The sequence below is a fragment of the Nocardioides sp. CPCC 206347 genome (assembly GCF_048654605.1).
In the GTDB taxonomy this organism is placed as follows: Bacteria; Actinomycetota; Actinomycetes; order Propionibacteriales; family Nocardioidaceae; genus Nocardioides.
Genome location: NZ_JBMCYZ010000010.1, coordinates 36,232 through 57,099 on the forward strand (window position 1 = coordinate 36,232; position 20,868 = coordinate 57,099).

Genomic DNA, 20,868 nt, shown 5'->3' on the forward strand with positions numbered 1-20,868 from the left:
CAGGCGATGCCGGTAGGTCTCATCTGTGGCGCCTGAAAGCCATTCCGCCCCGACTCGCTTCGCGTAGAACTGAAAGTAGTCCGGCTCGACGACCCCGCTCCACCTCATACCAGAAGTGTTCCAAACGCCAAGGCACTCCCTCACGATTCGCGGCACAGTCGGACGGAACGGGTGCGCGTCGTACCTGACGAATCTGTCCTGTTTTGGCCGTTCGGACGACAGATTCGTCAGGTGCGTTGAGCCGAGGAGGCCGCACGGTCCTCGGCATGTGCGTGCACGTCAGTGGCGCGCTCAGCGACTCACCCTGAGCGCGCCACTGACCCCGCTGGTGGGCGGGGTGCGGGGCGGGGGAGCTATTCGTCGGGGTCGGGTGAGCGGGGTGGGTCGAGTGCTCTGGTGCCGTCGGGTCCGACGAGGAGGTGTCGGCCGTGGGGACTGGTCCAGAGGTAGTGCCCGGGCAACACGATCACGTAGCGCCACTTGCTGAAGGTCTTGGCGCGATGATGTCGCCGACACAGGGGAACGAGGTTGCACGGACAGGTCACGCCACCCTGCCCGTACGGTTGCGCATGATCCAGATCGCAGCGCGAGGCCCGATGCGGGCAGCCGGGGAACCGGCATTGGTGGTCGCGGAGCTCGACGCGGCGGCGGATGCGGTCGGGGATCTCGTAGGAGTCGACCGGCACACAGTGCTTGAGGTCGATGACGGGCCGCACGATGACGGTGGTGTCTCGTGCGCGCAGCCATTCCTTGATCTGCGCGGTGGAGATCGGGGTGCGGCCCTGGTCCCACCGGCCGACCGGGTTCGCGAACGGGTTGTCCTCGTTCAGGGCGGTGTCGGTGATGTGGACGCTCAGCTCGACCTTGCGCCCGGGGCTGGTCGCCATCACTTCACCGGTCTCTTCGTCGGCGAACAGCAGGTCAAGGCCGAGGTCCTGACGGGCCATCTCGCCGACAGACTTGGCGCGGCGCACGTCGAAGGAGTCGGTGTCTCCGAGTTGTCCGCGGAGCTTGGCTCGACGAGACAGGGCCTGGTCGAAGTCGTGGGCGTCGGCGGCGTCCAGGACGCTGTGGGACTCGACCTGCCCGTTCGGGTCCACGTCGTCGAAGTCCACCCGGCGACGGTCGGCGGCGGCCTGTCGTTGGGCTTCGGCGCGTTCGGGGTCGAACCGGATCACCGCCTCGGTGACCAGGCGTTCGAGCTGTGCCCAGCCGACACCCCCGACCGCGGCCAGCTGGCGGTCCACGAACGCAGCAGCCTCGGCGTTCAACGGCCGGGTGAGGTCCGCGATGCGTTCGGCCCGCCAGGGCTCCAGGCGGCCCTCGAGCACTGAGGCGTAGATGCCGGGGAGGCGCCAAGCGCACTCGATGACCCGCCCGACGTACGCACGGCCACCGTCAGGGGACCGGCCCAACACGGCGATGAGCTCCATCAGGTTGAACTCCGACACGAGCGGTGCACCCTCGCCCGCGATCGGAACACCCGTGTCGATCACACCGTCCACGATGGTCGCTGCCAGCTCAGGCGTGGTCACGATATTGCGGTTGGCCCAGGCCACGATGTCGACCCATTCCTGGACCAGGGACGCCTGCCGGACCTTGACGCCCTTGCTGAGGTCGGACAGCAAGGTCCGATCAGAGCGGGTGTCGGTTCCGAGATCCATACATGTATTAGATCACCGAGGTCCGACATCGCGAAGCGTCGCGAGCCTGCCTGTGGACAGGGGACGTCCACAGGCAGGCTTGTGGGGAGTCGGTGGACCGTGCGGGGGTTTCGAGGCTCGTCGCTGGCGCTCCTCGCACCTCAACCACCGTGCCCGGGTGGTCTCGAGACGGTTGCTGCGCAACCTCCTCGACCAACGGGCGACGGTTGCTGCGCAACCTCCTCGACCTGCGACGATCCGGCGAACCTAGAGGTTGGCGAGTGCGGCGAGGAGCTGGTCGGTGAGCTCTTCGGGGCGGACGGCGATGCGGATCCAGGAGCCGTCGAGGCCGGGGAAGGTGTCGGCCCGTCGTACGGCGATGCCGGCGGCGCGGAGGCGTTCGTGGACGCCGTCGCCGACCTGGGCCAGCACGAAGGAGGCCGTGGAGGGGAGGTGGTGGACGCCGAGGTCGGCGAGGCCCTTCTCGAGGTGCTCGCGCCAGTCGCGGATCTCCTCGGCGCGGCGCCGGCCCTCGGCGACTGCCTCGGGGGAGGTGCAGGCGAGGACGGCTGCGGCGGCCGTCGTACCGACGGACCAGGGGGCCTGGTTCAGGGCCAGGCCGGCCACGACCATCGCGTCGCCGACGAGGTAGCCGGCGCGGATGCCGGGGATGCCCCAGTGCTTGGTGAGGGAGCGGATCACGACGAGCCCGGCGACGCGGAGGCCCGCCAGGGACTCGGACTCGTCCGGGTCGCAGTCCATGAACGCCTCGTCGACCACCACGACCCGGCCCGGCTTGAGCAGCGAGCGGATGGTCTCGGCGGGGTGGAGGGCGCCCGTCGGGTTGGTGGGGTTGCCGATGATGACGAGGTCGGCGTCGTCGGGGACCAGGTCCGGGTCGAGCGCGAACGGCGGCGGCAGGACCACGGACCGGACCCGGTGTCCGGCCTGCTCCAGCGCCGCGTGCGGCTCGGTGAACTGGGGGTGCACGACGACGGGCATGCTCCACGGCCGCAGCCGCGCGACGAGGGTGAACGCCTCGGCAGCGCCGGCGGTGACCAGGACGTTGTCGAACGGACGCCGGTGGTGGGCAGCGACGGCACGCTGCGCCCGCTCGGCGCTCGGGTAGACGCCGACGTCGTCGAGCGAGGCCCGTAGGGCTTCGTCGAGCCACCCGGGCCGCGCGCCCGCATAGACGTTGACCGCGAAGTCGAGCGTGGCCTCGCGGGCCTCGGAATCGCCGTGGTGGCGCAGCGGGTCATCCACGCGCGTGCCTGTCGTGTACGGCGGCCGCGAAGCGTGCGGCGAGCTGGGGATGTCCGGCCCAGTGGGTGTGCAGGTAGGACGCGTGCAGGGTGTCGGACGCGAAGCCGACCTGTTCGCCGTCGACCTCCCACGCGGCGGTGGCGCCGGAAGCCGGCGCGACCTGGGTGCGGTGGAACTCGTGACCGGTGACCTGCTCGCCGACCCGGGTCAGCAACGTGTCGGCGACGCCCTCGGCCACGGGGTAGCGCAGGGTGAGCCGCTCGTTCATGGCGGCGTCGGCGTCGATCACGCCGGCCATCGGGACGTCGTCGAGGGTGCGGCAGAGGTACAGCAGGCCGGCGCACTCGGCGACCGTCGGCAGCCCGTCGGCCACGGCCGCGCGGATCTCCTCGCGCAGCGCGGCGTTGTCGGTCAGGTCCTTCGCGTGGACCTCGGGGAAGCCGCCGCCGAGGTAGAGACCCGCCGTGCCGGCCGGGAGCGCGGCGTCGAGGGCCGGGTCGAACGGGACGACCTGGCAGCCGGCGGCCTCGAGGAGCTCGGTGGTCTCGGCGTACTGGAAGGTGAAGGCGCGGCCGGCGGCGACGGCTACGACGGGGCGGGCAGGTGTCGAGCCTGCGGGGGTTTCGAGGCTCGCTGACGCTCGCACCTCAACCACCGCAGGGGACCAGGCGACCGCGTCGAGGTCGGGGGCGGACCGGGCGATGTCGAGCACCGCAGCCAGGTCCACGTGCTCGGTCACGACCTCGGCCAGGCGGGCGACGACCTCGGCGGACTCACCGCGCTCGGCAGCCGTCACCAGACCGAGGTGGCGGGAGGGCGTGGCGATGTCGGGGTTGCGGGGGATCACCCCCAGGACGGGCACCGAGATCGAGGAACGCACCTCCTCAGCATGCCGTGCGGAACCGGCCTGGTTGAGAATCACGCCCGCGATCTCGATGGTCGGATCCCACGTCGCCATGCCGTGCACCACGGCACCGATCGACCGCGACGACCTCGAGATGTCGACGACCAGGACGACCGGGGTGCGGGTCAGGCGGGCCACGTGGGCGGTGGAGGAGAAGCCGTCGCCACCGATCCGGCCGTCGTACAGGCCCATGACGCCCTCGATGACCGCAACGTCCGCCGGCACCGGCACCGCGGCGCCGTGCAGGAGCAATGGAGCGACGAGCGATTCGCCGACGAGGTGCGGGTCGAGGTTGCGACCGGGCCGGCCGCACGCCAGGGCGTGATAGCCGGGGTCGATGTAGTCGGGGCCGACCTTGTGGCCGCTCACGACGTGACCGGCGCGGACCAGCGCAGCCATCAGTCCCGTGGCAACCGTCGTCTTGCCCTGGCCGGTGGCCGGGGCAGCGACGACGATGCGCGGGAGACTCACCGCTCCGTCACCATTCAATGCCTCGCTGGCCCTTCTGGCCCGCGTCCATCGGGTGCTTGATCTTGGTCATCTCGGTGACCAGGTCGGCCACCTCGACCAGCTTCGGGTCCGCACGGCGGCCGGTGATGACGACGTACTGCCGACCGGGGCGGTTGGCCAGCGTCTCCACGACGTCGTCGATGTCGACCCAGCCCCAGTTGATCGGGTAGGTGAACTCGTCGAGCACGTAGAGGTCGTGCCGTTCCTCGGCCAGCGCCCGCTTGATCTCGGCCCAGCCCTCGACGGCGTCGGCGGCGTGGTCCTCAGCGGTGCCCTCCTTGCGGGACCAGGACCAGCCCGACCCCATCTTGTGCCAGGCCACGGGCCCGCCCTCGCCGGTCTCCTCGTGCAGCGCACCGAGGCGCTCGAGCACGGTCTGCTCGCCGATGCGCCACTTCGCGGACTTCACGAACTGGAAGACGCCGACGTTCCAGCCCTGGTTCCACGAGCGGATCGCGAGGCCGAAGGCGGCGGTGGACTTCCCCTTGCCGTCGCCGGTGTGCACCATCACGAGCGGCCGGTTGCGGCGCTGGCGGGTGGTGAGTCCGTCGTCGGGGATGACGAGTGGCTGGCCTTCAGGCACGGTCGCTCCAGGTGTTCCAGGTGTCGTGGTGGATGGCGTCGGCGAGCGGGCGGCGGTTGCGCCATCCGTGCCGTTCGAGGTCGGGGACGGCTTCGAGGTGGCTCACGGTGCCGAGGCACAGCCACGCGATGGGTCGGATGTGGTCGGGGATGCCGAGCAGGCTGCCCAGGAACGGCTCGCGGTAGAACGACACCCAACCGACGCCGAGGCCCTCGGCGGTCGCGGCGAGCCAGAGGTTCTGGATGGCGAGGACGGTGGAGTAGAGCCCGGCGTCGGCGATCGCGTGCCGTCCCAGGACGTGCTGGCCGCCGCGGCTCTGGTCGTGGGTGACGACGATGCCCATCGAGGACTCGCAGATGCCCTCGACCTTGATCTTGTCGAAGGTCGTACGACGCTCCGGCGGCAGCGACGCGGCGAACGTGTCGCGCTCGTGGGCGACGTGGTCGCGGAAGGTACGACGAAGTCCCGCATCGCGCACGACGACGAAGTCCCACGGCTGGCTCATGCCGACGCTCGGGGCACGGTGCGCGGCACCGAGGACCCGCAGCAGCGTGTCCTCGTCGACCGGCTCACCCGTGAACTCGGCGCGGACGTCGCGGCGGCGCTCGATGACGTCGTACAGGGCTGTGCTCACGCTGCCCAGCTCCGGGCTGCGGAGATCAGGTCCTCGGCGTTGACCTCGCCGATCGGCACGTGCTCGGCACCGAGGTGCTCGGCGAGCGTGGCAGCCAGGCCCATCCGCATCGGACCGCTCTCGCAGTCGATGACCACGCTGGTCACGCCGGTCTCGGCGAGCAGCGCGGCGGCCATCCGGGACCGGTGGACGGCCTCGGCCCCGGCGGTCGCGCGGCCGTCGGTGACGACGACGAGCAGCGGCCGTCGTTGCGGGTCGCGGGTCCGTTCGACGGCCAGCAGGTGCGCGGCTTCGAGGAGGCCCTCGGCGAGCGGCGTGCGGCCGCCGGCGGGGAGCTCTTCGAGTCGCGTGGCGGCGGCATCGACCGAGTGGGTCGGCGGCAACGCGACCTCGGCGCCCTGCCCACGGAAGGTGATCAGGCCGACCTTGTCGCGGCGCTGGTACGCGTCGAGCAGCAGGCTGAGGACGGCGGTCTTGACCTGCTCCATCCGGCGCCGTGCGGCCATGGAGCCGGACGCGTCGACGCAGAACAGCACCAGGTTGGACTCGCGCCCCTCGCGTACGGCGATCCGCAGGTCCATCGCACGCAACAGCAGCCGTCCGTCGACGCGACCGCGCGCGAACTGATGCGGTGCGGCGGCGCGGATCGTCTCGGTCAGGTGGACGGCGCCGCCCTGTCCGGTGGGGACGGTCGCGCCGATCCGGCGACCGCTCGAGGTGCGGGCCCGGCTGCGTCGTCCGGCGGTGCCGGTGCCGACGCCGCGGACCGTCAGCAGGCGGGTGCGGTACGTCGACGTGGTGCCGCTCAGGCTGGTGGCGCCCGACCCCTTGTCGGGCGACGTCGGCGAGCTCAGGTCGCTCGGAGCCGGTACGTCCTGGTCGACGGTCTCGGTGTCGGTGGCTTCAGGTCCTTCGACCTCGCTCGGACCGTCCTCGGGACCTGCGTCCAGCCCGTCGTCCGGCCCTTCCTCCGGGCTGGGCGGATCCGTCGGGTCCTCGGGATCCGTCGGATCCTCCGGCGGCAGCTCCTCGTCGCCGAGCACCTTGTCGAGCAGGTCCTCGTCGAGGCCGGGGGCGTCGAACGGCTTGCGGCGGCGGCGGTGGGGGAGCGCCAGCGTGGCGGCGACCCGGATGTCGGCGAGGGTGACCTCGTCGCGAGCCGACCAGGCCGCGTGGGCGACGGCGGTGCGGGCGGTGACGATGTCGGCGCGCAGGCCGTCCACGTCGAAGGCCGCACAGACCTCGGCGATCTTGAGCAACGCGGCATCGGTCAGCCGGACCGCGCCGACCAGTCCCTGCGCCGAGGAGATCCGGTCACCCAGGGCCTGCTCGGCCTCGGCGTAGCGGGCGGAGAACGCGGCCGGGTCGGCGTCGTACGCCATCCGTCGGCGGACGACCTCGGCACGAAGTGCGGGGACCCGCGGTGCGGCGACCTCGACGGTCAGGCCGAACCGGTCGAGCAGCTGCGGACGCAGCTCGCCCTCTTCGGGGTTCATGGTGCCGACGAGCACGAAACGTGCGGCGTGCTCGACGGAGACACCGTCGCGCTCGACCGTCGAGCGGCCCATGGCGGCGGCGTCGAGGAGCAGGTCGACGAGGTGGTCGTGCAGCAGGTTGACCTCGTCGACGTACAGGATGCCGCGGTGTGCGCGGGCCAGCAGGCCGGGCTCGTACTCGGCCTTGCCCTCGGTCAGGGCGCGCTCGAGGTGCAGCGAACCGAGCACCCGGTCCTCGGTCGCACCGACGGGCAGCTCGACCAGGCGCACGGCCCGGGTCTCGACAGCCGCATCGGCAGCGAACGGGCCGTCAGGTGAGGAGTCCGGGTCGTGCGGGTCCGAGGAGAACCGGTCGCCCGCGATCACGTCGATGGGCGGGAGCACGGCGGCCAGGGCCCGCACGATCGTGGACTTGGCGGTGCCCTTCTCGCCGCGCACCAGGACGCCACCGACGTCGGGGGCGATCGTGGTCAGGATCAGGGCGAGCGCCATCGGGTCGGGACCCTCGGGCCCATCGGCGCCGCCGACGGCCCCACCAGACCCGACAACAGCAGTGAACGGGAAGTGCTGGGTCATGTGAGACGTGCCTTTCGCTGGACGCGCTCGGTTGAGTAGAGGTACGACTCCGCTGCGGAGCCCGACGCGAGGGCCGGTCCGACGAGGATCACGGCCGCCTGCCGGAGACCGGCCTCCTCGACCAGGTCGGCGATCTGGCCGACGGTCGCACGCAGTACCTGCTCCTCGGGCTGGGACGCGCGGGACACGACGGCCACCGGGCAGTCGGCTCCGTAGAACGGCTCGATCTCCGCCATCAGCTCGCGGGTCCGCGTGATCGCCAGGTGCAGCACCAGGGTCGCGCCGGTGGCGGCGAACGCGGCCAGCGACTCGGTCTCGGGCATCGCGGTGGAGCGGACCTGGGTACGCGTCAGCACGACGGACTGGGCGACCAGCGGCACGGTCAGCTCCCGCCCGACGATCGCGGCCGCAGCGGCGTACGCGGGAACGCCGGGCGTCACGTCCCACGGCACTCCCGCGGTGTCGAGGCGCCGGGTCTGCTCGTGCAGCGCGGAGTAGAGCGACGGGTCACCCGAGGTCAGTCGTACGACGTCCAGGTCGGCCACGTTCGCCTCCACCATCACGGCGGTGATCTGGTCGAGGTCGAGCTCCTGGGTGTCGACCAGGTTCGCGTCCTCCCGGCAGTGCGAGAGGACGGCGGCGTCGATGTAGGTGCCGGGATACAGCACGACGTCGGCACTCGCCAGCATCGACGCGGCGCGCAGGGTGATCAGGTCGGCGGCGCCGGGGCCGGCTCCCACGAAGTGGATGGTCATGCCTTCTCCCAGGTCCACTGGACGACGGCCCGCGAAGGGGTCCAGCCGGTGAACCGGCCGCCCAGCGGGGTGACGTGCTCGACGGACAGGCGGGTGAGCTCGCCGCCGTACTCGTGGAAGGCGTCCACCAGCAGCGACTCGGTCTCCAGCGTGACACCGTGGACGACGAGGAGGCCTCCGGGACGCAGGGCCTTGCGGCACAGGTCGAGCAGGTCGGGCGCGGTCGCGCCACCGCCGACGAAGATCGCATCGGGCTGGGGGAGTCCGGCCAGTGCCTCGGGTGCGGTCCCGAGCACGACCTTGAGGCGCGGAACGCCCAGTGCGGTGGCGTTGCGGCCGATCCGTGCGGCGCGGTCCGCGTTCGCCTCCACCGCAACGGCGTCGGTCAGCGGGTGTGCGCGCAGCCATTCGATCGCGACCGATCCGGCGCCGGCACCGACGTCCCAGAGCAGTGCTCCGGGACGGGGCGCGAGCCGCGAGAGCGCGCTGGCGCGCACGTCGCGCTTGGTGATCTGGCCGTCGTGGTCGAAGGCGTCGTCGGGCAGGCCGGGCGCCCAGGATGACGTGCCGGTTCCGGGGCCCCGGACGTCGATGGCGAGCACGTTGAGCCGGGGAAGGTCGGCCGGCAGTTCGTCCGTGTCGGCGGTGAAGTCGATCTGGCTCTCCTGCGTGCCGCCGAGGTCGCCGAGCACCGTGATCACACTGGCGCCGTGGCCGGCCTCGAGGAGCAGGCCCGCGACGGCGATCGGCGTCCGGTCGTCGGACGACAGCACGATCAGCTTGCGGCCGGCAGCCAGCTCGCGGCGCAGCGCGGCGGGATCGCGGCCCACCAGCGTCACGACCTCGGACTCCTCGGCCGACCAGCCCATCCGGGCGCGAGCGAGCGCGACGGACGAGACGGCCGGAACGACCGTCACCGCGTCCGGGCCGAGCAGGCGGATCAGCGTGGTGCCGATCCCGGAGACCAGCGGGTCACCCGAGGCCAGGGCAACGACCCGGCGGCCGTCGTACTGCTCCAGGAAGGTGGGAAGGGTGGTCATCGGCCGCGGCCAGGGTGCGCGCTCCTGGCCATCGATCGGCGGCACGAGGTCGAGGTGGCGCTCGCCGCCGAGCAGCACTTCGGCGCTCTCCACGAGTGCGCGGGACGACGGGACGAGGCCGTCCCAGCCGTCCGCGCCGATCCCGACGACGGTGACGTTCACTCCACCCATCGGGGTGTCCAGACCGAGCCGTTGGGCTCCACGCGGGTGGACGAGGCGCCGATGATCAGCAGGCACTTCATGTCGATGGAGTCGGTGTCCAGGTCCCCCAGGGTGGTCACGGTGACCGACTCCTCGGAGCGACCGACGTCGCGCCCGATGATCACCACGGTGTCGGGGGAGCGGTGCTCGAGCAGGATCTTCTGGGTCTCGACGACCTGTTCGCGACGTGATCGTGACGCGGGGTTGTAGATGCCGAGCACCAGGTCGGCGTCGGCGATCGCGCGCAGGCGCTTCTCGACGACGGCCCAGGGCTTGAGCCGGTCCGAGAGGCTGACGATCGCGAAGTCGGCGCCGATCGGGGCGCCGGCGCGGGCCGCGACGGCCTGGACCGCGCTGACGCCGGGCAGGACGCGGACGGGCACGGTCGCGTGCTCCGGGTGGGCCGGATCGGCGGCGGCCTCGAAGACCGCGGCGGCCATGCCGAAGACACCGGCGTCGCCGCCGGAGACGACAGCAACCCGCTCGCCGGACAGCGCGAGGTCGAGGGCGAACCGGGCGCGGTCGACCTCCACGGTGTTGCCCGACGCGTGGCGGGTCAGGCCGGCACGCTGGGGGACGCGGTTGACGTACGGCGCGTAGCCGACGACGTGCGACACCTCGGCCAGTGCGGCGGAGGCCTCGGGGGTGAGCCAGCCGTCCGGGCCGGGGCCGAGGCCGATGACGAGGAGCTCCGCAGCGTCCATGGTCTCGGTGGTTTCGAGGCTCGTCGCTAGCGCTCCTCGCACCTCAACCAACGAGCGGAGGCGGGAGGCGGTCGGGCGGTGCGCGGAGTCACCGGGAACGACGATGAGCGAGAAGTACGGGACCGACTCGGCGTCCACCTCGGCGACGGGCAGCCAGCGCTGCTCGGGCTGCGAGGCACGTTCGACGTACCAGGCGCCCTCGAGGCGACCGGCCTGCGCCAGGGCCGAGCGGACGGCCGGGAAGGTGCGGCCGAGCTTCATGATGATGGCGCCGTCGGTGTCGGCCAGGCGCCGGGCGAGCTCGGCCTCGGGGAGCGTGCCGGGCAGGACGGTCAGGACGTCGGTCTGGCGCACCAGGGGAGCGGGGATGGCGGCGGTCGCGGCAGCGAAGGCCGGGATGCCCGGGACGACCTCGGTCTCGAAGCGGTCGCGGAACCGGTCCAAGAGGTACATCGAGGAGCCGTAGAAGAGCGGGTCCCCCTCGGCCAGCAGTACGACGTCACGACCCGCGTCGAGGTGGGCGGCAAGCCGTGCTTCGCACTCGTCGTAGAAGTCGGCCAGCGCGCCGACGTACCCGCCGGGGTGGTCGGTGCTGCCCGTGGTGACGGGGTAGCGCAGCTCCTCCTCGACGGCGTCGGCCGGGATCAGGTGCGCGGCGATCCGGCGGGCATGCGACTGCTTGGTGACGCCGGCATGGAACGCCACGACGCTGGCGGCACCGATCAGGCGCTCGGCCTTGCGGGTGATGAGCTCGGGATCACCGGGGCCGATGCCGACGACGTGGAAGGAGCCGGTCATGGGGAGGGTCACTCCTCCTCCTGCGCCAACGCGTTGACGGCCGAGGACGCCATGGCGGAGCCGCCCCGGCGACCGCGCACGGTGACGAACGGGATGTCGATGCCGTGGTCGGTGGCGAAGGTGGCGAGCGCGTCCTTGGATTCAGCGGCGCCGATGAAGCCGACGGGGCAGCCGACGATCGCGGCGGGTCGGGGTCCGCCGTCGAGGATCATCTCGAGCAGGTGGAAGAGCGCGGTCGGGGCGTTGCCGATGGCGACGACGGCACCCTCGAGCAGCGGCTCCCACAGCGAGACTGCCGCAGCGGTACGGGTGGTCGACCACGCCTTCGCCAGCTCGGGCGTCCGGGGGTCGGTGAGGAAGCAGTGCACCGGGTTGTCGGCGGGCAGGCGGCCGGCGGTGATGCCCATCGCGACCATCCGGGCGTCGCACAGGATCGGTGCACCGGACGCCAGCGCGGTGCGGGCAGCGGACACGAGGCCCGGGTGGATCACGAGGTCGCGCACGAGGTCGGTCTGGCCGCTGCCGTGGATCATCCGTACGGCGACCTTCTCGGCCTCGGTGGGGATCCCGGTGAGGTCGGACTCCCGGCGGATGGTCGCGAACGAGTCGACGTAGATCGCGGGGCCGTCGGCGATGTACTCGTAGCGGCGCGGCGGTGCCGTCAGGTCGATCTGCTCACTCATTGCGGTTCTCCTCAGGGATCAGCACACCGTGCCACGGCGTCACGACGACCAGGTCACCCCGGCCGGTCCGTGACGCGAGCATGGACGCGACCATGCTGGCATCGATGCCGGTCTCGTCCACCTGCACGTGCTCGCCGCCGGCCACGGGGCCGAAGGGCAGGGATGCGCTGGTGATGTCGGCGCCGGGCGCGGGTGCGACCGGGTCAATCAGGGGTGCGGGGAGCTCGGTCACGTGCCAGGGCGCCTCGGGCCCCTCGCCACGCGCCTCGAGGAACAGGCGGGCCAGGTCACTGATCGCGTCGGCGGCGCCGGCGAGGGGCACCACGGGCCCGAACCCGGTCCCGACGCGCAGCTGCGCAGACTCGGGGGACAGGGCGACGAGGCCCAGGTCGCGATGCCGGTCGGCGAGGTCGCCGCGGCCGTCGTCGAGCGTGAAGAGGAAGCGGCCGGGCAACCCGGCGAGGGTCGGGTCGCCGAGCAGGAGCGCGTCGAGCGCGGCCACGACGGGGCGCAGGTCGGCGCGACCGCCGGCGATCCCGGTCTGTGGGGAGACGAGGACGTTGCGGATCCGGTCGTGCTCCCGCGACGGAAGCAGCCCGGTGGCCTCGAGGGCGACGAGGGCCGGTTCGGCGAGCCGGTCCCCGGCCTCGCTGTCGACGGGCATCGAACGGACCTGCAGGTTGGCGCGCGCCGTCAACCGCACCCGCCCGTCGCCGTACTCCTCGGCCACGGCTACCAGCGCCTGAAGGGACGACAGGGAGATCCGCCCGCCAGGGATCCGGATCCGGACCAGTCCGCCGTCCTCGGCGAGCCACGGGTGCACGACGCCCGGGCAGCGGTCCGGCCGGCTGCGATTCGTGGCCATGGCGATGCGGTCCTTCGAGGTCAGGGGGCTCGTCGCGTTGCCCCTGCAAAATTCCTTGGTGACCTCGCGACGGTTGTCGCAAGGGCCAGCAGGTCTTCGGACTCGGGATCCTCCGGTGCGGAGCGCCTTCCCGGACCCGAAGGTCCAGTGGCTGTACCGGTTTCCCGGTGCTCCGTCCGTCACCCATACCGCTGCGCGTCAGTCCCGGACTCTCACCGGGTTCCCTGACTTCCACGTTTCGCACTTCTGTGGAGGTCGACTGGCCCCGGCAGGGTATCAATCCCGGGCCGGTGTCCGTCCCGGCGCCCACGGCGACCGCAGTAGCCTGACGCTCATGCCCACGCTCCAGGACGTCACCGACCTGATCCATGGCTGGTACCCGCCCTCGACCGCGGACAGCTGGGACGCCGTCGGCCTCGTGTACGGCGACCCGGGCCAGTCCGTGAAGAGGGTCCTCTTCGCCGTCGACCCCACGCCTGCCGTTGCGGCCGAAGCGGCCGAGTGGAAGGCCGACCTGCTCGTCGTGCACCACCCGCTGTTCCTGAAGGGCGTCACGGGGTTCGCCGCGACGACGCCGAAGGGCCGCACGCTGCACACCCTCGCGAAGGCCGACTGCGCCCTGCTGACCGCCCACACGAACGCCGACCAGGCCGTCGGGGGAGTGTCGGAGTCCCTGGCCCTCGCGCTCGGCCTCACCGAGCTGGCACCGATCATCCCGGCCTCCTCGGAGCCGGTCGACAAGCTGACGGTCTTCGTCCCGGCGGACGCTGCCGCCCCGGTCCGCGCCGCGATCGCAGAAGCGGGCGCCGGCCGGATCGGCGACTACGACTTCGCGTCCTTCACCAGCGCACCCGGCCAGGGCCGGTTCCGCCCGCTCGACGGTGCGAACCCGATGATCGGCACCGTCGGCGACCTCGAGACGGTCGAGGAGGTGCGGATCGAGGTGGTCCTCGCGCGCTCGCTGCGGACCGCCGTGGTCCGGGCGATGCTCGCCGCGCACCCCTACGAGGAGCCCGCGTACGACGTCGTCCAGCTCGCCGACAACGGCCTCACCACGACGGGGACCGGCCGGATCGGCACGGTCGCGCAGGTGACGCTCGCCGAGTTCGCCGAGTCCGTCGCGAAGGCGCTGCCCGCCACCTCGCACGGGGTCCGGGTCGCCGGGGACCCGGAGCGCCCGATCAAGCGGGTCGCCGTCTGCGGCGGGGCCGGTGACTTCCTGCTGGACCGGGTGGCCGGGCTCGACGTGGATGCCTACGTCACCAGCGACCTGCGGCACCACCCGGCCGCCGAGTTCTTGGAGAAGGGCGGGCCGGCACTCATCGACATCGCCCACTGGGCCGCCGAATCGACCTGGTTGCCCGTCGTCGAGCAACGCCTCGTCGAGGCACTGGGCGACGCCGTGGAGACCCGGGTGAGCACGATCGTCACCGACCCTTGGACAATGCACCTGTGAGCGCATCCGTGAGCATCCCCGAGAGCATCCGATGAAGGCCGACCCCGCCGCCCAATTGCGCCTGCTCGACCTGCAGGCGCTGGACGCCCAGATCGACAAGCTGCGCCACCAGCGCACCCATCCTGCAGAGGGTGCCGAGATCGCCGAGCTCCTCGGCAAGCGTGCCGATGTCGACGGCAGGATGCGCGACCAGCGGATCGTCGTCGACGACCTCGCCGTGGCCCAGGCCAAGGCCGACGCCGACGTGGAGACGGTCAAGGTGCGCCGCAAGCGGGACCGCGACCGGATGGACGCAGGACTGATCGCCAACCCCAAGGACCTCGAACGGATGCAGCACGAGCTCGACACCCTCGAGCGCCGGATCACGGTGCTGGAGGACGAGGAGCTCGAGGTCATGGAGCAGCTCGAGGAGGCGCAGTCCGCGCTGGACGAGCTCACCGCCGCGATCGAGAGCATCGACACCCGGCTCGGCGAGCTGACCGCGACCCGCGACGCCCGCGGTGCCGAGCTCGACGCCGAGGCGGCCACGGTGGGTGCCGGTCGCGACGCGATCGTCGCCGATCTCCCGGCCGACCTGCTCGCGCTCTACGAGAAGCTGCGCGCCAACCAGGGCGGCATCGGCGCCTCCGAGCTGCGCCAGCGCGCCTGCGGCGGCTGCCAGATTCGTCTCGACGCGGCGGAGCTCCAGGTCATCCGGGCCACCCCGGCCGACACCGTCGTGCGGTGCCAGGAGTGCCAGCGGATCCTGGTGCGGACGGCGGAGAGCGGCCTCTCGTGACGGGAGCGGGTCGTCGTACCGTCCTCATCGAGGCTGACGGCGGCTCCCGCGGCAACCCCGGCGCGGCGGCGTACGGCGCCGTCCTCAAGGACGCCACGACCGGTGAGGTGCTGGCGGAGGACGGGTCGACGATCGGGTTCGCGACCAACAACGTCGCGGAGTACTCCGGCCTGATCGCCGGCCTCAGGCTTGCTGCGGAGTTCACTCCGGACGCCAAGGTCGAGGTCAGGATGGACTCGAAGCTCGTCGTCGAGCAGATGGCCGGCCGCTGGAAGATCAAGCACCCCGACATGAGGGTGCTCGCTGACGAGGCGCTGGCGCTCGCTCCGGCCGGGACCGTCTACACGTGGGTCCCGCGGGAGCAGAACGGCCACGCGGACCGGCTCGCCAACGAGGCGCTCGACGGTACGCGGTCGGGCGTCACGGCCGTGATCGAACCGGCCGCTGCTCCTGTCGGGCTCATCGTCGGTGACGGTGCCCGTGACGGTGACGGGGCCGGTGACGGGGTCGCCGACGAGCCCGAGTCGCTGGTCGAGGAGCTCGAGTCGCCTGCGGCAACTCCGGTTGCACCGCCGGGGATGGGCTCGCCGACGACGATCGTGCTGGTCCGCCACGGCGTCACGCCGCACACGACCGGTCGCCGGTTCTCGGGTGGACTCGGCGGCGACAACCCCGCCCTCTCCGAGGAGGGTCGGGCGCAGATCGCGGAAGCAGCCGAGTGGCTGACCGAGCTGCGTGACCACATCAGCGTCGTCGTGTCCTCACCCGTGCGACGCACCCGCGAATCGGCCGAGATCATCGCCGAGAAGCTGGGCCTTCCCGTCGAGGAGGAGCCCGGTTTCGCCGAGATGGAGTTCGGCGACTGGGACGGGATGACCTTCACCGAGGTCGGCGAGAAGGACAAGGCCGGACTGGAGGCGTGGTTCGCCGACATGGCCGCCTCGCCCCCGGGCGGGGAGTCGTTCCTGGCCGTCCAGGCCCGCGTCCTCGACGCCCTGGCCCGGCTCCTGAAGAAGCACGCCGGCAAGACCGTCGTGCTGGTCAGTCACGTGACACCGATCAAGACGCTCGTCGCGCACGCCGTCGACGCCCCGCTGGAGTCGCTGTTCCGGATGGAGCTCTCGCCCGCTGCTGTTTCGGTTCTCTCGTTCTACGAAGACCTGGCCACCGGGGAGCAGAAGGGTTCGCTCCGATTCTTCAACGCGCTGCCCGCCGGTCGGCGGACGTTGCTCGACACCGGCCGCTGGTGACCTCGCAGCATGTCGCGACCCGCACGCCCACGCCTCAGGCGTGACCGACGTTTCTGGATGAATCAGTACGCGTACTTCCAGTTGGGATCCACCACTCGGTCGGCTGCTGAACTGTCCACCGAAATTGGGATGGAACCAGACGAAGTGCGGGTACGCGGCAGCAAGCGCGCCGAGCCGCCCATCCCTGCGCGACACTCATGGGAAATCGTCAATCGTGCGCCCAACATGGACGTTGAGGACCTGGTGGCGCCGCTACTCGACCGCATCTCGCCTGTCGCGAGTCGAATCCGCGACCTCACGGACAGCGAAGAAGTTCACGCCACCCTCGTCGTCGTCCGCTACTTCAACGACCGCAATGGAGTCGCTGAAGAGCAGGTCGAAACCGAGCAGGACGGGCATCAACTGGTGAAAATGCCCGGCCAGCATCAGATGCTCGGCTGGGCCCTCGAACCGGAAGCACTCGGGTTGCTCGCGTCCATGAACGCAACGATCTGGTTCGACGAGTACAGCTGGCCACAGACGATGGGCTAGTTGAAGGTCGGGCCACCCATGGGCAGCGCCGCGTCGATTCGCCGCGACTCAGCTGTCTACTCGTGGCTATGAGCGGACGCTAGCGTTCGAAGCATGGGAGAGCGTCAGGGGCGGAGTGTGAAGAATCCGGAAACGCATCGCCTGGAAGGCGACCTGTACGTCAACGTCACGTTCCTCGCGCTTGCTCTTTCGGCCTCTGGCCTCTGCCTGGTCGTGGGAGCCCCAGCGGCGCTGGAGGTCCTTCGCGAGGGAACGAGCGAGTACGTGACTCCTCTTGATGTTGCGGTGTCCGGCGGCGCGCTACTGATCATCGTGCTGTTCCCCATCGCTGCTCTGGGCGTTCTTCTGATGCGTCACGCACTACAACCCGCTTCTACGTGGGCGGGCACGATCGCCACTGCCGCACGAGTCACCGGGGCCCTTGCCGGGCTTTCCGTACTGGCTACGTTCCTCCTGGCGTGAAGGGCACGGCGGGGAGCCCGTTCATGCGACGTTCCGCTCGGTGGTGCCGTGAACAGGGCTCAGTGAAGCGGCGCGACATCGACAGTGGGTTGTCCAACCCGCTGCGTCTCGATACGCGCCTCGCTGGCGCTCGCCGCTACTCGACGAGCTTGCGAACTACAGCTCGCTGACGACCACGTCGAGCTGGGTTCCGGTCTTGCCGGGGGCGCTGATCTCGACGGTCCAGCCGAGGCGTTCGAGCGTCGCGGCGAGGGCTGCCGGGGTGCGCGGGTCGGCGCCGTCCTCCAGCAGCTCGCGGACGATCCGGCCCTTGGTGGCCTTGTTGAAGTGGCTGACGACCTTGCGGGTGCCGTTGTGCTCGTGCAGGACCCGGACGGTCGCGACCCGCTTGGCGAGCTCGGGTGCGGGACGCCAGAAGTTGGCGTACATCCCCGACCGCAGGTCGACGAGCAGTCCGCGGCCGAGCGCCGCGGTCATCACCGGCGGCAGCGCTTCGCGCCAGATCGCCGCGACCGGGCCGACGGGCGGGAGCGAGGCGTCGCCGGAGAGGCGGTAGGACGGGATGCGGTCACCGAGGCGAACCATCCCGAACAGGCTGGAGGCCACGGCCACCCGGCTCGTCGCGCGGCGCTTCGCCGCAGCCGACAGGGTCTCGAGGTCGAGGGCGTCGTAGAGGACGCCGGTGTAGATCCGGTCCGCACGAGCGGTCGGTGCGGCCACCAGGTCGGCGTTGCGGTCGATCAGGTCCAGCTGTCCCGGTGAGAGCCCGAGTACGGCGGCCGCCTTGTCCGCGTCGTCGCGGCACAGCGCGACCAGGGCCTCGAGCACCTCGCTGCGGGCGGCGGTCAGCTCGGGCGAGGAGAGGGACGCGAGGTCGAGCGCCTTGCCCCGGGTCGGAACGGACTTGCCCTCACTCGGCGGCAGCAGGATCAGCACCGGGAAAGGATAGGGCTCCCCGATAGTGTCGGCCGCATGCCGAGCAACGTCGTGGTCCGGGTCAAGGCGAGCTCCCCTGCGCTGACGCAGGGACTCGAGGAGATCGCGAAGGAACTGGAGCTGCCGGGGGAGTTCCCCGCCGACGTGATCAGCGCTGCCGAGCGGGCAGCGACGGACGTCGTACTCCCGGAGCTGGACCGGACGGACCTGCCGTTCATCACGATCGACCCGGCCGGTTCGATGGACCTCGACCAGGCATTGCACATCGAACGATCCGCCAATGAATCAGGCGGTTTCGTCGTGCACTACGCGATCGCCGACGTGGCTGCCTTCGTGAAGCCCGGCGACCCGATCGACCTGGAGGCACACCGCCGCGGCGAGACGTTGTACGGCGCCGGTACCCGCATCCCGTTGCACCCGCCGGCGCTCTCGGAGCGGGCAGCGTCGCTGCTGCCCGACCAGACGGCCCCCGCGTTGCTGTGGACGATCGAGGTCGACGCCGCGGGCACCCCGACCAAGGTGCACGTCGAGCGGGCGCTGGTGCGTTCGACCTTGCGCCTTTCCTACGTCGAGGCCCAGGCGGCGCTCGACGACGGCTCGGCCGGCGAGGTCCTCGTCCTGCTGAAGGAGGTCGGCCTGCTCCGCCAGCAGCAGGAGCTCGCGCGCGGCGGCATCTCGCTGCCCCTGCCCGAGCAGGAGATCGAGGAGACCGCCGACGGCTTCGAGCTCGCGTTCCGCAAGCAATTGCCCGTCGAGGAGTGGAACGCCCAGATCTCGCTGCTGACCGGCATCTCGGCTGCGTCGCTCATGGTCGGCGCCAAGGTCGGCATGCTGCGCACCCTGCCGCCGGCCGACCCGCGCGACGTCGCCCGGCTGCGTCGCGTCGCCCACGCGCTGAAGATCGACTGGCCCAGGGCGACGGACTATCCCGCCTTCATCCGGTCCCTCGATCCCGCGAAGTCCGAGCACCAGGCGATGGTCGTGGCCTGCACGCGCCTGCTGCGTGGCAGCGGGTACGCCGCGTTCAACGGCGAGTTGCCGGAGCAGACGAAGCACTCCGCGATCGCCGCCGAGTACGCCCACGTCACCGCGCCCCTGCGTCGCCTGGGTGACCGCTACACGGGCGAGGTCTGCATCGCGATCTGCGCCGGACAGCCGGTCCCGGAGTGGGTCACCGCCGCGCTGCCGGAACTGCCGAAGACCCTCCAGGACTCGGCCCGTCGCGCCGGCTCCTACGAGCGCGCCGTGCTCGACCTGCTCGAAGCGGCCGTCCTGTCGGGTCGCGTGGGCGAGAAGTTCGCGGGCGTGGTCACCAGCCTGCGCGACGACGACCCGAAGTCGGGCGTCGTGATGCTCGCCGAGGTCGGCGTCGAAGCACCGGTGACGTCGCCGCAGCCGCTGCCGCTCGGCGAGGAGGTCGAGGCCACTCTTGCCACGGCAGACCTCGCGGCCCGTAAGGTCGCGTTCACCGTCGGTTGAGGAGGCGCACGTGAAGGTACTGGTCACCGGGGGAGTCCGGTCGGGCAAGTCGGTGCACGCCGAGCAGCTGGTGGCGGCCGCCCCTGCGGTCACGTACGTCGCCGCCGGCCCCGTGTACGACGACGCCGACTGGGTCTCGCGGATCACCGCGCACCGGGTCCGTCGGCCCGACTCGTGGATCACCGAGGAGACGAACGACGTGGCCGGTGTGCTGCGCGCTGCGACGACGCCGGTGCTCGTCGACTGCCTGGGCACCTGGTTGACCACGATCATCGACAAGGCCGACCTGTGGGAACGGCCGATCGGTGACGCCGAGCTGGTCGTGAGCGAACGGGTTGCCGACGTCGCAGCCGCGCTCGCCGAGACGTCGGTGGACGTGGTGTTCGTGACGAACGAGGTCGGCCTCGGCGTCGTACCCGCTCACCGGTCGGGTCGGTTGTTCCGCGACCTGCTCGGCATCGTCAACCAGCGCGTCGCGAGCGCCTGCGACGAGGTGCACCTGGTCATCTCGGGGCGGGTGCTGAAGCTCTGAGGCCGTAGGCCGACGTCAGGCCCCGGCGAGTCCCACCAGCAGGACGGCGAGCGCCACTTCGATCCCGGCGCCGAACACGTCGCCGGTGACTCCACCGAACCGCCTGACCGTGTGCGTGACGAGCGCGACGACGACCAGGGCGGCGACCGCGACGGTCACCGGGCCGCGGACCGGGTCGACGAGGGCAGCGAGGGCTGCCAGGGCGATCCAGCCGACCACCGTGACGGCGACCGGGATGCGGCGGGTGAACGTGACGCCCAGCCCGTCCTCGCGCGCCGGCGGGGCGAGGGTCGAGCAGGTGATCCAGAGCGCGGCGCGGGACGCGCAGACGGCCGCCCCGGCAATCGCAGCCGCGCGCAGCTCACGATCCCCGCCGACGAACCAGGCCAGGCCGGCGGCCTGCGCCCCGAGCACCAGCACGAGGGCTGCCACACCGGCCGGGCCCGCCGTACCGCTCTTCATGACGGCCAGTGACCGTTCCCGGTCGTACGACGACGTGAGTCCGTCGGCGACGTCGGACAACCCGTCCAGGTGCAGGGCGCGGCTGCCCACGGCCAGCAGGGTGATCGCCGCGAAGGCGACTGCGAGGGCGGGCAGGTCGAGCCGGCCGCCGCCCCAGACGACCAGCGCGACGCCGAGGCCGAGCGGCAGGACCGCGAGCGGTGCCAGCAACATCGCGCCGGTGGCGTCGGCCGGGGTCACCCGCAGGACTGCGGGCACCCGCAGGGCGGTCAGGGTCCCGATCGCGAGCCGGAGGCTGCGGCCGGCGAGGGCTGGGTTCACGAG

The 20,868-nt window shown here is 71.5% G+C and carries 20 protein-coding genes and 1 riboswitch; of the genes, 7 read left to right on the forward strand and 13 right to left on the reverse strand.

Going from position 1 to position 20,868, the window contains the following annotated elements; genetic code table 11:
- Nucleotides 1-353 precede the first annotated feature (353 nt).
- The 11 genes from ACOACQ_RS23610 to ACOACQ_RS23660 form a co-directional block, all read right to left on the reverse strand.
- A complete protein-coding gene (locus ACOACQ_RS23610; protein ID WP_420289406.1) occupies nt 354-1,664 on the reverse strand; it encodes an HNH endonuclease signature motif containing protein in 1,311 nt (436 codons plus the stop codon).
- A 246-nt stretch (nt 1,665-1,910) separates the two neighbouring features.
- The gene (cobC, locus tag ACOACQ_RS23615) at nt 1,911-2,909 is read right to left on the reverse strand and encodes an Rv2231c family pyridoxal phosphate-dependent protein CobC (protein WP_378596486.1); all 999 of its coding nucleotides are present in this window, start codon (nt 2,907-2,909) and stop codon (nt 1,911-1,913) included.
- Nucleotides 2,902-4,284, reverse strand: a complete 1,383-nt coding sequence (locus ACOACQ_RS23620) for a cobyrinate a,c-diamide synthase (RefSeq protein WP_378596487.1) — start codon at nt 4,282-4,284, stop codon at nt 2,902-2,904. Before ACOACQ_RS23620 ends, cobC begins: the two co-directional genes overlap by 8 nt.
- 7 nt (nt 4,285-4,291) lie before the next feature.
- Nucleotides 4,292-4,906, reverse strand: coding sequence for a cob(I)yrinic acid a,c-diamide adenosyltransferase (gene cobO, locus ACOACQ_RS23625; RefSeq protein ID WP_378596488.1), 615 nt, complete (start codon nt 4,904-4,906; stop codon nt 4,292-4,294).
- Nucleotides 4,899-5,540, reverse strand: coding sequence for a 5,6-dimethylbenzimidazole synthase (gene bluB, locus ACOACQ_RS23630; RefSeq protein ID WP_378596490.1), 642 nt, complete (start codon nt 5,538-5,540; stop codon nt 4,899-4,901). The genes cobO and bluB overlap by 8 nt, the downstream gene beginning before the upstream one ends.
- Nucleotides 5,537-7,612: a magnesium chelatase subunit D family protein gene (locus ACOACQ_RS23635; protein WP_378596491.1), complete on the reverse strand. Its 2,076-nt coding sequence runs from the start codon at nt 7,610-7,612 to the stop codon at nt 5,537-5,539. Before ACOACQ_RS23635 ends, bluB begins: the two co-directional genes overlap by 4 nt.
- Nucleotides 7,609-8,367: a precorrin-4 C(11)-methyltransferase gene (gene cobM / locus ACOACQ_RS23640; protein WP_378596493.1), complete on the reverse strand. Its 759-nt coding sequence runs from the start codon at nt 8,365-8,367 to the stop codon at nt 7,609-7,611. Before cobM ends, ACOACQ_RS23635 begins: the two co-directional genes overlap by 4 nt.
- Nucleotides 8,364-9,578, reverse strand: coding sequence for a precorrin-6y C5,15-methyltransferase (decarboxylating) subunit CbiE (gene cbiE / locus ACOACQ_RS23645; RefSeq protein ID WP_378596495.1), 1,215 nt, complete (start codon nt 9,576-9,578; stop codon nt 8,364-8,366). The genes cobM and cbiE overlap by 4 nt, the downstream gene beginning before the upstream one ends.
- Nucleotides 9,566-11,110: a precorrin-3B C(17)-methyltransferase gene (gene cobJ, locus ACOACQ_RS23650; RefSeq protein ID WP_378596522.1), complete on the reverse strand. Its 1,545-nt coding sequence runs from the start codon at nt 11,108-11,110 to the stop codon at nt 9,566-9,568. Before cobJ ends, cbiE begins: the two co-directional genes overlap by 13 nt.
- 8 nt (nt 11,111-11,118) lie before the next feature.
- Nucleotides 11,119-11,793, reverse strand: a complete 675-nt coding sequence (locus ACOACQ_RS23655) for a precorrin-8X methylmutase (protein ID WP_378596498.1) — start codon at nt 11,791-11,793, stop codon at nt 11,119-11,121.
- Complete coding sequence (locus ACOACQ_RS23660; protein ID WP_378596500.1) at nt 11,786-12,658, reverse strand: nitrite reductase; 873 nt, start codon at nt 12,656-12,658, stop codon at nt 11,786-11,788. The genes ACOACQ_RS23655 and ACOACQ_RS23660 overlap by 8 nt, the downstream gene beginning before the upstream one ends.
- Nucleotides 12,659-12,727: 69 nt before the next feature.
- A riboswitch (cobalamin riboswitch) is annotated at nt 12,728-12,937 on the reverse strand.
- A gap of 55 nt (nt 12,938-12,992) precedes the next feature.
- On the opposite strand from ACOACQ_RS23660, the gene ACOACQ_RS23665 reads away from it, so the two are divergent.
- The 5 genes from ACOACQ_RS23665 (at nt 12,993) to ACOACQ_RS23685 (ending at nt 17,135) form a co-directional block, all read left to right on the forward strand.
- The gene (locus ACOACQ_RS23665; RefSeq protein WP_378596502.1) at nt 12,993-14,114 is read left to right on the forward strand and encodes a Nif3-like dinuclear metal center hexameric protein; all 1,122 of its coding nucleotides are present in this window, start codon (nt 12,993-12,995) and stop codon (nt 14,112-14,114) included.
- A 31-nt stretch (nt 14,115-14,145) separates the two neighbouring features.
- Nucleotides 14,146-14,892, forward strand: coding sequence for a zinc ribbon domain-containing protein (locus ACOACQ_RS23670; RefSeq protein ID WP_378596504.1), 747 nt, complete (start codon nt 14,146-14,148; stop codon nt 14,890-14,892).
- Entirely contained in the window at nt 14,889-16,142 is a 1,254-nt protein-coding gene (locus ACOACQ_RS23675) for a bifunctional RNase H/acid phosphatase (RefSeq protein WP_378596506.1), read from the forward strand. The genes ACOACQ_RS23670 and ACOACQ_RS23675 overlap by 4 nt, the downstream gene beginning before the upstream one ends.
- A gap of 57 nt (nt 16,143-16,199) precedes the next feature.
- On the forward strand, nt 16,200-16,673 hold the full coding sequence (locus ACOACQ_RS23680; RefSeq protein WP_378596508.1) for a DUF4279 domain-containing protein: 474 nt from the start codon (nt 16,200-16,202) through the stop codon (nt 16,671-16,673).
- A gap of 93 nt (nt 16,674-16,766) precedes the next feature.
- The gene (locus tag ACOACQ_RS23685) at nt 16,767-17,135 is read left to right on the forward strand and encodes a hypothetical protein (protein WP_378596509.1); all 369 of its coding nucleotides are present in this window, start codon (nt 16,767-16,769) and stop codon (nt 17,133-17,135) included.
- Nucleotides 17,136-17,291: 156 nt separating this feature from the next.
- Here ACOACQ_RS23685 and yaaA read toward each other — a convergent pair whose 3' ends face one another.
- A complete protein-coding gene (gene yaaA / locus ACOACQ_RS23690; RefSeq protein ID WP_378596510.1) occupies nt 17,292-18,071 on the reverse strand; it encodes a peroxide stress protein YaaA in 780 nt (259 codons plus the stop codon).
- 36 nt (nt 18,072-18,107) lie between these two features.
- Between yaaA and ACOACQ_RS23695 the strand changes: the two genes are divergently transcribed.
- Entirely contained in the window at nt 18,108-19,550 is a 1,443-nt protein-coding gene (locus ACOACQ_RS23695) for an RNB domain-containing ribonuclease (RefSeq protein ID WP_378596511.1), read from the forward strand.
- Between the two features lie 10 nt (nt 19,551-19,560).
- Nucleotides 19,561-20,082 carry a bifunctional adenosylcobinamide kinase/adenosylcobinamide-phosphate guanylyltransferase gene (cobU, locus tag ACOACQ_RS23700; RefSeq protein WP_378596512.1) on the forward strand — a complete coding sequence of 174 codons (522 nt, stop codon included), beginning with the start codon at nt 19,561-19,563 and terminating at the stop codon, nt 20,080-20,082.
- A gap of 15 nt (nt 20,083-20,097) precedes the next feature.
- Here cobU and ACOACQ_RS23705 read toward each other — a convergent pair whose 3' ends face one another.
- Nucleotides 20,098-20,865, reverse strand: a complete 768-nt coding sequence (locus ACOACQ_RS23705) for an adenosylcobinamide-GDP ribazoletransferase (RefSeq protein ID WP_378596513.1) — start codon at nt 20,863-20,865, stop codon at nt 20,098-20,100.
- Nucleotides 20,866-20,868 lie beyond the last annotated feature (3 nt).